The following is a 13,062-nucleotide window of genomic DNA, read 5'->3' on the forward strand; positions in this document are numbered from 1 at the left end:
CGGCCTGGCCGCCCAGCCGCCCTTCGGTGCCGACCTCGCGGGCCACGCGGGTGACCTCGGAGGCGAACGACCCCAACTGATCCACCATGGTGTTGATGGTGTCCTTGAGCTGCAGGATCTCGCCCATCGCCTCGACGGTGATCTTCTTCGACAGGTCGCCGGTGGCGACGGCGGTGGTCACCAGGGCGATGTTGCGCACCTGGGAGGTGAGGTTGCCGGCCAGAAGGTTCACGTTGTCGGTCAGGTCCTTCCAGGTGCCCGAGACACCCTTGACCTCGGCCTGGCCGCCCAGCCGCCCTTCGGTGCCGACCTCGCGGGCCACGCGGGTGACCTCGGAGGCGAACGACCCCAACTGATCCACCATGGTGTTGATGGTGTCCTTGAGCTGCAGGATCTCACCCCGAGCGTCTACCGTAATCTTTTGCGACAAGTCGCCACGCGCCACAGCCGTCGTAACCGCCGCGATGTTGCGGACCTGGCCGGTCAGGTTGGCCGCCATGCCGTTGACATTATCGGTGAGGTCTTTCCAGGTGCCGCCTACGCCGGAGACGACCGCCTGGCCGCCCAGTTTGCCTTCGGTGCCGACCTCGCGGGCCACACGGGTGACCTCGGAGGCGAAGGAACGGAGCTGATCCACCATCGTATTGATGGTCTCTTTAAGCTGGAGGAACTCGCCGCGCACGTCGACGGTGATCTTCTTGGACAGGTCGCCGGTGGCGACAGAGATCGTCACATCCGCGATGTTGCGGACCTGGCCGGTCAGGTTGGCGGCCATGCCGTTGACGCTGTCGGTCAGGTCTTTCCAGGTCCCGGCCACGCCGGAGACGACCGCCTGGCCGCCCAGCTTCCCCTCCATCCCGACCTCGCGGGCCACGCGGGTAACCTCGGAGGCGAAGGAGCTGAGCTGGCTGACCATGGTGTTGACGACCTTGGCGGTGCTGAGGAATTCGCCGTCGAGGGATTTGCCTTCCACCTCCAGCGGGACGGCCTGCGACAGGTCGCCCCGCGCCACGGCCCCGATGACGCGGGCGATTTCGTTGGTGGGCCGCGCCAGATCGCTGACGAGGGTGTTGAACGAACTCACCGTCCGTCCCCATGCGCCGCTCCCATTACTCAATGAGGCGCGTACGGCGAGCTTCCCCTCCTTGCCCACCACCTTGCCGACGCGGTCGAATTCCGCAGCCATCTGTTCGTTGACCTCGATGACCTCGTTGAGGAGGTCAGCCGCCTTCCCCGCCACACCGGTCAGCCCGAGCGGCATACGCGCGGAGAAGTCGCCTTTCTTGAAGGCCCGCAGGACGTTCAACAGTTCATTCATATCCAGAGTATCCGTCCCACCTCTGGTCGCCGGCTCTGTTGGCATAGCGTGTCCTCCTGAAGACATCTCACCGTGATATCGATTCGGTACCACCTATGGCTTGGCGCCGCCCCCCTGCTCACTCATCGCGGACAGCCGAAATACCGGGGGCGCGCGGAATTGATGGCGAAACCAACGGGAAATACTAGCGAGAAGAATATGCGCGCCACATGAACCGATCCTGTCGCGGTAATCGAATGTAAGCTGCCGGAAGGGCCACACAGTAACCATCAGCAAGACCCGCTCAACGTCGTTGAGAGGCAAGACATAGCGCCGCCACTCTTGACTCCGGTCTATACACCGCGGGAAGGAACGACTCGAAGAATCCCGCAAGCCGCGAAATCTCTGGGGGGGGGGGAGGGGGGGAGGCATGCAGAATGAGCCAGGCCAGACATCTTCGGCTGCCATCGTGGCAGGCCAAGCGGAAGGGTTGTTGTGGGGAGACCACCTCGTTCATCATCGCCGTGGCATCACCCTGGTGAAGCAATGTCAGTGCAGTCTCATCAATCCATGCACACTTATATGACCGTTGTTACTGGTACATTTAAATTAGTCCATTCAGTCTAATAGTCAAGATTTATTTCTTATACCGTCGATGTATCATTAATATTGCTACCTACACTCAGATTATATCTAATGTGATGGCAAGATATATCTTGGGATTAATCTATCTCACTCATCGTCCCGTCTCTGGAGGCTCTTAGGAGGGTAATGGAAGAGTAACAGTGAGGGTACTTCCCTGACCCTCTCCGGGAGAGGTGGCAGTTACGAAACCTCCGTGCAGCGCGACCAGGCGTTTGGTCAGAGCGAGACCAAGGCCGGTCCCCTGTTGCGGCTTTCCGATGGAACTGTCTAACTGTGTAAACTCTTGGAAGAGTCGACTCAGATCCTCAGCCTTGATCCCGATACCGTTATCCTGTACAACAATCTCAACCCACTCGGGGGTTTCTGAGGTGTGTTCCGCTGCGCACCGCACTGTGCGTGCAGTGACCGTAACGGAACCGCTCGCTGGGGTGAATTTCACGGCGTTGCTCAAAAGGTTATACAGAATCTGCTTGAAGCGGAGCGGGTCAGCCACCAGGATGTCAGGGGCCTCTCCCAGGTGCAGCGAGAGCGCCACCCCCTTCCCGTCGGCTTGAATCCGAAACTCTTCGAGGGCGGCCGTCAGGGCATCGGTAAGCTTGAACGCCTCAGGCCGTAACTCCAGTCGCCCCGCCTCGACCTTTGAGAGGTCTAACAGGTCGTTGATCAGTTGCAGAAGATGCATTCCGGAATTGTGGATGTGGCGAAGGAATCCTGCCTGCTTCTCGCTCATGGGACCATGGATCCCGGCCTCGAGGAGTTCTGAAAACCCAAGGATGCTGTTGAGCGGCGTCCGCAGTTCGTGGGACATGTTCGCGAGAAACTGCGATTTGTGGCGGGAGGCTTCCTCGGCCTTACGAGTCGCCTCCTGGAGCTGCGCATTCGTAGCCTGGAGCTCTCGCGTGCGCTCCTCAACTGTAGCCTCAAGCTGGACGGCTACCATGCGCTGCGTCTCATAGAGCCGCGCATACTCGATCGCGAGGGCAGCCTGGGTCGCGAAGAGCTGGAACAGCTCGCGCGTGGTGGGGTCGAGGGGGCGGCGGCTGTGCTTCCGGTCCCCCCCAAAAACTCCAATCGCCTGCCCCTGAACCACCAGGGGCACAATCGCGAACACCGGAGAGCTCAAGGCCTCAATCTGGTCATACGGTGGCTGGAGCCGGAGCGGCTCGGGGAGAGGTGCCCGGCCATCCCAGACAACCATCTGCTGGGTACGGTAGGCCTCGGCCAGTGCGCCTCCTGCCGGCCCAATCGGGACACAGATCGCTGCGAGCGGCTCCTCTACCCCAAGGCTGGCCACTGCCCGTAGTTCACGCTGCTCTGGGTCGACAAGCAGGATATTGACGCGGTCCAGCTCCAACACTGTCTGGGCGGTCTCGAGGAGACGGTCAAGTCGCTCATGAAGTTCCAGCGGCATCTGGATCTCCAGACTCGCCAGATACAAGGCCCGCAGTACCTCCTGTTGGCGCTGAAGCTGCTGGGTACGCTCCTGGACCTTCGCCTCAAGATCCTTGGAATAGTTCTCCAGGCTCTTCTTCGAGTCTGTGAGTTGAACGTTCAGGTCGCAAATCTCTTCAAAACTGGCAAAGAGGAGCTCGATGATCTGCTGTTTGTCAGGGGAGATGGTGATGTCCCGGCCGTTCGCTCGCACGGCGACCTCCATCTCGAATCGACCCGCTTTTCGCAGCTCCAGGTGCTCAAATATCCGCCGGATCCGCTCCAAGAGGTAGTCGTCTTCGAAAGGCTTCGTAATGAAGTTATCGGCGCCTCGCTCCAGACCTTTGAGGATGTCGAGAGGTGTCTTTCGTTCAGTGAGGAGGACAAATGGAATTCGCTTGCTCGTCTCGCTCGACCTCACTGCCTGGCAGAAGGCGTAACCATCCATCTCGGGCATGATGACGTCGGAAATGATAAGGTCGGGCAGCGCCGACTGAATGCGCTGAAGCCCCTCGCGGCCATTTGCGGCCGTTTCAACCCGATAGTCCTCCCCCTCCAGCAGAAGGCGGATCCGTTCCGCCTGCGTCGGACTATCCTCCACCAAGAGAATCCTACGTTCCATAATCGTGACCTCCTAGCCGTGACTTACCAGGGAGCGGATCGCTCCCACGATCTGCTCCGGCGAGAGCACATGCTCGACCGCCCCCAGGCGGATGGCCTCTGCCGGCATCCCAAAAATTACGCAACTCTCCTCATCCTGGGCGATCGTCACCCCGCCAGCCTCCCGAAGCCGCTTGAGACCAGCCGCGCCGTCCCGCCCCATCCCGGTCAGGAGGATGCCGAGAGCGGATCGGCCAAAGGCCTCTGCCACTGACTGAAAGAGATAGGAAGCCGACGGGCAGAAACCGTCCTCGATCGGCTCCTTCGTCAACCGAATCCGGCCCTCCTTCGTGATCCCCGTCTGAGAACCCTCCGGCGCAAGGTAGACAGTGCCCGGCCGGGTCGCTTCCCCTGACTCGGCCAGCTTTACCGTGAGGCGAGTCCCCTCGGCGAGCCATTCGGCGAACCCCCCTGTGAACCCCGGCGCGATGTGTTGCACGACGAGGATAGGCGCCCAGAGGTCGCGGGGTAGCTTTGCCAGAATGTCAGCGATGATCTGAGGGGCGCCGGTGGACCCGCCGATTGCGATGAGTCTGATCGTTCCGTCCGCCATGGCCCAAAGCGGAGAAGGCGGCGTCGAACGTTCGCGCTTCGGCCATCGCCGGACTACCTTCACCTCCGCCATAAGCTTCACCGTCTCCAGGAGCCGCCGGGTACCCTCGGCCTGCGCCGAATGATCCGGGCCGCAAGGCTTTTCAACCACTGTTAAGGCGCCGGCCTTGAGGGCCTCGAAGGCTGTGGCCGCTTCATAGCGGGTGGAGCTGGCGCTGACCATCACGATAGGCGTGGGAACACGCTCCATGATCTGACGGGTCGCCTCATAGCCGTTCATCCGAGGCATGTGGACGTCCATCACGATGACGTCTGGTTTAAGCCGTTCGGCCTGCTCCACGGCGTCCAGACCGTCCCGGGCTGTGCCAACGACCTGAAGCGCAGGATCCTGGTTAAGCAAAAAGGTCAGATATTCCCGCACCGTCGCCGAATCATCGGCTACGAGTATCCGGATCATGCGTCCTCCGCTCTCCCCACCCCCCAACCCCTGCTTTACACCAGCCGACGGATGAACTCCAAGAGGCTCGATTGGTCAAAACTTGACTTGAGGATGTACGCGTTCGCGCCAACCTCGATCCCCCGCTCCTTGTTTTCTCGGGACTCCAGTGCAGTCACCAGGACCACCGGAAGTTCGGACAGCTTCCGGTCGGCCCGTATCCGGGTTGTCAGATCGAAGCCGTCCATTCGGGGCATGTCCACGTCGGAGACGACAAGGTCGAACTCCTCAGTGTTGAGGAGCGTCCAGGCCTCCATCCCGTCTACTGCCACCTTTACCTGGTAGCCCGCCGCCTCCAGGAGGTTCTTCTCCATCGTCCGGGTGGTGATGGAATCGTCCACCACAAGCAGGACCGGCTGACGGTCTTTTTCCTCGTGTGCGACCGCTTTCACCGGTGGGCAAGTGATCTCTCGAATCGACCTCAGGAGATCCGCGGGGCGGAGGATCAGCACCACCTGGCCGGTTCCCAGGAGGCCCGCCGCAGCGACATTCTTGACCCGGACGAGCGGGGGCCCGATCTCCTTCACCAGCACCTCCCGGTCCCCCAGGATCTCTTCGACCAGAAGCCCCACCTGCGCCTCGCCGGATTTCACGATAATGCACGGCCGCTTGCGTCCGGGCTCCGGCTGGTCTGCCGCCTCTGAAAGTCCGAGCAGTCCGCTGAGACGGGCGATGGAAAGCGGTTGGCCGTTCCAGCGGATCGCTTCGCGCCCCTCCACGTGCTCGACCGCATCATGTGCGACGCGGATCGCTTGCTCGATGGCCTCGGTGGGAAGGAGGAAGGGCTGCCCGCCCGCCTGGACCAGAAGACCGCGAAACGTCGTGATCGTCGCGGGGAGGATCGCTCGCACCGTCGTCCCCACTCCTGCCCGCGTCTCTGTCCGGATCTGGCCCCCCAGACGCTCCACTCGCTCCTTCACGATGGCCAGACCCAAGCCGTGGCCTGAGAGATCGGTCACGATGGGGCTGGTACTGAGACCGGAGCGAAAGAGAAGGTCCAGGGTTTGGTCGCCCGTCAACGCCTCCGCCGCCTCGGCGGTCAGGAGGCGCGCCCGAATCGCCGCCGCCTTTACCCGGCCCAGGTCGATCCCGTCCCCATCATCCTCAGCGCGGATCTCGATGCGACCCCCCTCCAGCGCGCTGATGGTTACTACCACGCGCCCTCGACGTGATTTGCCCGCCTCTACCCTGGCTTCAGGCATTTCGATCCCGTGGTCGATGGCGTTTCGCACAAGATGGATCAACGGCTCCTTCATCGCTTCCAAGACCTTCCGGTCCACCTCCAGGTCGGCCCCATAGGCCACCCACTCAACCTCTTTGCCGTGCGTTCGTGCCAAATCACGGACCATTCGCGGGAAAAGGTCCAGGACGGTTGAGCTGGGCGTGAGCCTCGTCCGCCGCAGCTCTTCATACAGGCCATCCACCGCCCTGCTGATGGTCCGCTGATCGCCGGCAAGATGGCGAAGCAGATCCTCGGCCTGAGCCTCCACCGCCTGAAGTTCAGATCCCCATCCCCTGACACCCGCTCTTAACCGCTTGAGCGCCTCGACCAGCGCCTTGGCTTCTCGCACCCGCTCATCGGCAGCGAGCTTTGGCACCAGAAGGTCTTCTGCCTGAAGAAGCAGGACGTCCAGCTTGGCCGTGGCGAGCCGGACGCTGTCCGCGTGGGGAATGGGAGATGGGGGTGAAGCGGGGGATTGGGGATTGGGGGTTGGGGGTTGGACTCTGATCCCTAACCCTTGATCCCTAACCCCCGTCTCATTCACCGCTTTCTCGAGGCATCGAATCAGATCAGGCACCACCGTCGAATCGGCGCTGCCTGCCAAGAGGCGGGCGACGCCATCGACTGCTTCCTGGAGGCGATTCAGGATCGGCTGGCTCAGTACGAGCTGGCCGCGTGTGGCTCGGCTCAGCACCGACTCACACGCCTGGCAAATGGTCTCTACATCCATCAGGCTGACGGAGCGCGCGGCTCCCTTCAGCGTGTGGACCTCCCGAAACGTCGCCTCAACGACCTCGCACATCTCGGCAGGCGGCAACCCGCGGTCCAGCGCCAGCAGGTTCTCCGTAAGGGCCTGAAGATGCTCCTCGGCCTCGATCCGGAACGTAACCAGCAGCCGGGCCTTGAAGTCGTTCTCTCGATTCGCCATCGCTGAAACTCTCTGTTACCCGGTTCTCCGCCCATTGCCCGATACCCCGACGAGCCCCTTGAGCCCTCCGGCCTGCTCGTTCAGGGCTCGGGCGGCCTGTTCGACCTGTCGCGTCGAGGCCATGTTCTGGGTGGAGGCCTGCTGGATGTTCTGCATAGCATGCGCCACTTGTTCCATCCCCGCTACCTGCTGCTGAGCGGAGGCCAGGATCTGCTGGGCCGCCTGGGCGGACTCGGCCAGGCTCTCGGCCAGGAGTCGGATAGCCTCGCCGCCTCGGCCCGCCACGCCGACCCCGACCTCCGAGGCCTTGACGCCCTGCTCGGTCGCCATCACCGCCGCCTGCGTCGCCCGCTGGATCTCGTTGAGGATCGCCCGCACCTGTGCCGTCGCCTGCTTGGACTGCTCGGCCAGCGCCTTGACCTCGGCCGCGACCACGGCAAAGCCCTTCCCGACTTCCCCGGCCTTGGCCGCCTCGATGGCAGCGTTCACGGCCAGAAGGTTCGACTGCTCAGCGAGGTCATTGACGCTGGCGATGATCTCGCCGATGGCCTGCCCCTGCTCGCTCAGGGCCAGGATCCGCTCCGCAATGGCCTCCATCCGCGCCTTGGTCTCCTGCATCCCCTTGATGCTCTCCTCTACGGCTCGCCGCCCGTCCTGGGAGACCATCGCGGTCTTCTGCGCGGCCTCCGTCACAGCGCGCGCCTTCTGGGCCGACACCTGCGCGGTCTGCTTCACTTCATCAACTGTCGTGGAGGTCTCCTGGACCGCCGTCGCCTCTTCCGCCGTCCCCGAGGCCTGCTGGGTGGTGGCGGCGAGGATCTCCGTACTCGTCGAGGAAAGCTGCCCGACCGCCTCCCGGATAGCCTGGAAGAGTTTGTCCCTTTCCTCCTCCGCCCGCTTGCGCTCGGTATCCATCCGATCGAGTGACACGGCGGTTGACCAAATCACGATGGCGAAAATGATGATGCTCGTTACGACGACAAGCGAGAGGCCAAACTCTGCCTCGTAATGCTCCGCCCGCTGGCCCTCCAATGTCAACCACCCCAGGACGAATGGGACCCCAATCGCGACGAGCAACAAACGACGCGCGATGATGCCCCCCATACTTTCGTTTACGATTGCCGTCATGAGCCCACGGTCTGGACGCGCGAACATGATGCCGGCGCAGAGCACGACGAACGTCACCACCGTGTGAATGGCCATATTCGTGTAGGCGGCGACGCCATAGAGTGCTTTAACGTTGTAGGCATAACCCACCAGCGCCAACAAGGCAACCACCGCTGCGATGAGCGTGAGGATCTGAGCTGGCCGGCGGCTACGGTCGGTCTCCGAGTCCAGAAGCAGCAGCGCGCAGCCCACGAGCAGAAAATTTACGGCAGTATTGGGTGCCATCCGGCCTGGTTGAGATGTTGCGAGAGCCCCGACCGCTTCCTTGAACAGCATCTGGTCGATGCCGAGATCTCGACTGAACACGAATTGGGTAAGCGTGAGCAGGCCAACCAGGCCAACCGCGAAGGCACACCCTCGCGCGATGCGACGTGTTCGTTGCTCCTTAGATTGCGCCAGTGAGAGTCGCAGCGACACGCCGGCCAGAACGAAGGCGATCGCGGTATTGGCCTTCATCGTGACTAAGTTAGGCAGGACGCTTTTCAGCGTTGCGATGTCGAGAATCCAGCCAACGAGTACCAGACAACCGATAAGAATAACGGTCGTACCGGAAGCGTATGACAGGTATCGGAGCGAAGAAACGAGAGGCGGATTGGTTTGAGTTGTCATCGTTTAGGCGCGCCTTCCATTCCTCGAGGCCGCAACAAGCCCCTTGAGCCCTCCGGCCAGCCCGTTCAGGGCCCGGGCGGCCTGTTCGACCTGTCGCGTCGAGGCCATGTTCTGGGTGGAGGCCTGCTGGATATTCTGCATGGCCAGCGCCACTTGATCCACCCCTACCACCTGCTGCTGCGCGGAGGCCAGGATCTGCTGGGCCGCCTGGGCGGACTCGGTCAGCCTCTCGGCCAGGAGCCGGATGGCCTCGCCGCCTCGGGCCGCCACGCCGACCCCGGCCTCCGAGGCCTTGACGCCCTGCTCAGCCGCCATCACCGCCGCCTGAGTAGCCCGCTGGATCTCGTTCAGGATCCCTCGCACCTGTGTCGTCGCCTGCTTAGACTGCTCGGCCAGCGCCTTGACCTCGGCCGCGACCACGGCAAAGCCCTTCCCGGCTTCTCCGGCCTTGGCCGCCTAGATGGCCGCGTTCACCGCGAGGAGGTTTGACTGCTCCGCCAGATCGTTGACGGCGGTGATGATCTCACCGATAGCCTGACCCTGCTCGCTCAGTGTCAGGATCCGCTCGGCGATGGTCTCCATCCGTCCCTTGGTCTCGTGCATCCCCTTGATACTCTCCTCCACAGCCCGTCGGCCCTCCTGGGAGACCTGCGCGATTTGCTGCACGCCCTCTGTCACGGCGCGCGCCTTCTGCGCCGACACCTGGGCGGTCTGCTTCACCTCGTCCACAGTCGTGGAGGTCTCCTGGACCGCCGTCGCCTCTTCTGCCGTCCCCGAGGCCTGCTGAGTGGTGGCGGCGAGGATCTCTGAACACGCGGAGGCCAGGGTCCCGATCGTCTGGCGCAGGGGGCGGGTGATTGAGCGCGTCAACCCCCATGTAATGACGACTCCGGAGGCGAGCGCAAGTCCCGAAACGATGAGCATCGCCCACAACGCCTGAGATGCCCCGGTAACCGCTGACCGTACAACTTCTCGCGTACGGGCGCCTTGCAATTCGACGAGGTGGGCGACCAGGGTATCTCGCTGCTGCCGGACGGGCAGAACCCGCTCTGTACGTATACGAAGCGCATCAGCGTGACGACCAGCCCGCTGGGCCGCCATCGAGGACCGGATGGCTCCTTCCCAGGCGTTCAAGAGATTGAGCGGCTCTCCCCAGCCTGTCTTCAGCTCTGCAGTACCAGCCTGATCCCGCAACTCTGTCATGACCCGGCGGACCTCGGCGTTCGCCTCATCAACATCCTTGAGGAGACTTTCGTCCGGTACCAGGAGGTAGCGGAGGAAAATATCAGTTGCCCTGTCGATGGCGCTGTCCCCCCTCCGTACGGCCCCAAGATCTCTCTCCTGGGCGTGGATCACAGTCTCGAACGTTTCAGCGGTCCGGGAGAGGGCAATGTATCCTACCCCAGCCACCACCATGAGGAGCACCAGGATCACCGCATACCCAACCGTAATTCGCTGCCCCACTGTCCATTTCATGCCGCTCTCCTATTCATCACGTTCTCCTAACCACCGACCTCGTCGTTCACGACGATCCGCGGATCCCGGGTCAGCGCCTCCAGGTCCAGAACCGCGATCATTTCTCCCGTAATGCTTCGGATGCAGGCCTGGCGACCGGCGCTGAGGGTCGCTGGAGGGGGCGCGATCTCGTGAGCCGCCACCCGGATGGACCCTGCCACGGCGTCGGCGAAGATCCCGAACGTCATCCCTCCAGCCTCCACCGCCACAACCCGGCCCCCCTCGGTGATACCTTGCCCAGGCAGATTGAACAGCCTTCGGAGGTCCAGGACCGGCAGGATGCACCCGCGGTGGTTGACTACGCCGAGAATGACCGGCGGCGTGCATGGCACAGGCGTCAGCTCCCGGAGAGAAATCACCCCCCTGACGTGAGCCGTCTCAATGCCGTATCGCTCCCCCGGAAGCGAGAAGACCAGCAAGTCAAGAACCTCTGCAGAGGTTCGGACCTCCACCAAGGGCTTCGCCAGCGCTTGAGCTCGGCCCCTCAAGATTCGCTTCACCTCTTCAGGGAGAGGACTCCCGCCGGCTTCCAGAGTCCGCCGTGTTTGCTCCAGCCGGGAGTGGGTCACCTGCCAGTTGACCGCCGGTCGAGTCTCGTTCATGAGGGCATCTCCAGATACGCCCTGGCAGTCTCAAGAAGCCGGCCCGCGGTCAGGCCGTCGCCGCCCGCCACCGCTTCTTCGCGCGGGACGGAGTTCAGTAAACTCACGACGGTCTCCATGGAGCGCCGCCCCCGCTTGCGCTGTCCCTGCCGAAGGAGGAGGCTGCCCAGAAGAAAGTGGGCGGCGGCGGAATCCGGGGCCAGGTAGATGGCCCGTCGAAGGGCTTCCAGAGCCAAAGGGATTTCTCCTCGCTCATGACAGACCGCGGCCAACAGCAGGTGGGCCCCGGGGTCCAGCCGATCCTGCACCAGCGCGGCCTCGCACAGCTCGCGAGCCGCCTCAAGCTTACCTTGGTCAGCCAGGGCCTGGGCACGCTGGAGATCGGATGGCGTCTCTGGCGGCGCCTCGGTTAGCTTCGTTTCCGAGAGTATAAGCGGATCCGCTTGCTCCATGTGCCGTGGCTCTTGCATTGGACTGTCTGCCACTCTCCACCCGCTGTCCACCTCCGGCGCGGAGTTGAAGTCGGAAAGCGGAAGGTTAGCGGCGAACTCTTCCCCCTTCCGGTAAAGAATGGCGGCGCGGAAAGTAACAGTCACCAGAGGGTGGTAGAGTTCGACTGACGCCTCGGCAGGGCTCACCGCCAGCCATCCTCCCCTCACCAGCGCCCGTTCGAGTAGGACCGTGGCCGCCTGTTGAGCCTCACGAGTGAAATACATGAGGACGTTGCGACAGAGGATCAGGTCCACAGCGCTCGTGTTGGTCACCACACCCGGATAGCCATCCTTGGCCAGGTTAAGCGGTGCAAAGGTGACCATCCGCCGAATTCTCGGATCCACCTCGAACGTCTCCGCGCTCAGGCGGTGGAAGTATCGATCCCGGATCCACTGGGGAGTCTCCCGGAAGGACCATTCCCGGTAGCGCCCTCGCCGCGCTGTCTCAAGAGCATCAGGGTTAATGTCGGTGGCCAGAATCGTGAGGGCCCAGTCGGCGAGATCGGGGAGCAGGCGATCCAGCAGAATGGCGAGGGAGTAAGGCTCTTCTCCCGTCGCGCATCCGGCGCTCCAGAGCCGGAGCCGTCGGTTTCTCTCCGTCCGGCGGCCGGTAATGAGCGATGGGAGAACGTGCTGCTCCAGCGCCTCGAAGAGGGCACCATCGCGGAAGAAATAGGTCTCGCCTACGGTCAAGTGGCTCGCCAGCCGCCTCCACTCCGCGCTCTCATCCGGTAAGGTTGCGAGCCAGGCCAGATACGTCTCCGGCGCGGAGACGGATGAGGTGTGACAGGCTTGGACGAGACCCCTCTCCAAGTCGGCTTGACGTCCCCTGGAGAAGTCCAGGCCCAACCGGCCGGCAATAAGCGTCTGCGCCTGAAGGTACAACTCCTCTGACAGCCTCAATTCTCTAACTCTTCCAAGGCTGTCGTGAGGCGTTGTTCTTCATTCAGCGAGAGGCATGCTTCCACATCGTGGATGAAGAGGAGGCCGTCAGCGAGCGAGACGATCCCCGCCACGTGACCGATCCCGGGGAGGAGCGCGTCCGGCCGGGTAATGGTCTCCTGTGCAACATCCCTCACCCCCAACACCTCGTCGGCCGTCAAGGCCAGGATTCGCCGGCTCGTCCGGACCATCAGCAGGCGGGCAGTCAGGCCGTAGTCGCGGAGGGGCAGACCAAGGCGGCGCCGGAGATCGATGACCGGAATAACCTGGCCATGGAGGTTCATCACGCCGAGAACCACCGCCGGGGCCTGCGGGAGCGGCGATACTTCGACCATCGGCAAGACCCGCTCAACGTTGTTGAGAGGCACTGCATAGCGCTGCCCCTCGATGTCGAAGACGACCAACCGAAGTGTAGAGCTCTGAACGTCTTGATCGGACCTGTCTGTCAGCCAGGCAGGCAGATCACGCTTCATGGCAAGATCACCGCAAGATCACCCACGCCTCG

General features: G+C 62.8%; 10 protein-coding genes. All 10 read right to left on the reverse strand.

The window, feature by feature from the left end:
• The coding region (locus tag KGL31_12200) for a HAMP domain-containing protein (GenBank protein ID MDE2322654.1) at positions 1-1,363 on the reverse strand (1,363 nt) is incomplete at its 3' end.
• Positions 1,364-2,057: 694 nt separating this feature from the next.
• Positions 2,058-3,995, reverse strand: coding sequence for a response regulator (locus KGL31_12205; GenBank protein ID MDE2322655.1), 1,938 nt, complete (start codon positions 3,993-3,995; stop codon positions 2,058-2,060).
• Positions 3,996-4,007: 12 nt separating this feature from the next.
• On the reverse strand, positions 4,008-5,042 hold the full coding sequence (locus KGL31_12210; GenBank protein MDE2322656.1) for a chemotaxis response regulator protein-glutamate methylesterase: 1,035 nt from the start codon (positions 5,040-5,042) through the stop codon (positions 4,008-4,010).
• A 35-nt stretch (positions 5,043-5,077) separates the two neighbouring features.
• Positions 5,078-7,231, reverse strand: a complete 2,154-nt coding sequence (locus tag KGL31_12215) for a response regulator (GenBank protein MDE2322657.1) — start codon at positions 7,229-7,231, stop codon at positions 5,078-5,080.
• A 15-nt stretch (positions 7,232-7,246) separates the two neighbouring features.
• Positions 7,247-8,674, reverse strand: coding sequence for a hypothetical protein (locus KGL31_12220; protein ID MDE2322658.1), 1,428 nt, complete (start codon positions 8,672-8,674; stop codon positions 7,247-7,249).
• Between the two features lie 336 nt (positions 8,675-9,010).
• Positions 9,011-9,427, reverse strand: coding sequence for a hypothetical protein (locus KGL31_12225; protein ID MDE2322659.1), 417 nt, complete (start codon positions 9,425-9,427; stop codon positions 9,011-9,013).
• Positions 9,428-9,463: 36 nt separating this feature from the next.
• Positions 9,464-10,483: an MCP four helix bundle domain-containing protein gene (locus KGL31_12230; protein MDE2322660.1), complete on the reverse strand. Its 1,020-nt coding sequence runs from the start codon at positions 10,481-10,483 to the stop codon at positions 9,464-9,466.
• A 26-nt stretch (positions 10,484-10,509) separates the two neighbouring features.
• Positions 10,510-11,124: a purine-binding chemotaxis protein CheW gene (locus KGL31_12235; protein ID MDE2322661.1), complete on the reverse strand. Its 615-nt coding sequence runs from the start codon at positions 11,122-11,124 to the stop codon at positions 10,510-10,512.
• A complete protein-coding gene (locus KGL31_12240; protein ID MDE2322662.1) occupies positions 11,121-12,518 on the reverse strand; it encodes a tetratricopeptide repeat protein in 1,398 nt (465 codons plus the stop codon). The genes KGL31_12235 and KGL31_12240 overlap by 4 nt, the downstream gene beginning before the upstream one ends.
• On the reverse strand, positions 12,515-13,030 hold the full coding sequence (locus tag KGL31_12245) for a purine-binding chemotaxis protein CheW (protein MDE2322663.1): 516 nt from the start codon (positions 13,028-13,030) through the stop codon (positions 12,515-12,517). Before KGL31_12245 ends, KGL31_12240 begins: the two co-directional genes overlap by 4 nt.
• Positions 13,031-13,062 lie beyond the last annotated feature (32 nt).

The organism is Candidatus Methylomirabilota bacterium (assembly GCA_028870115.1).
GTDB lineage: Bacteria > Methylomirabilota > Methylomirabilia > Methylomirabilales > Methylomirabilaceae > Methylomirabilis.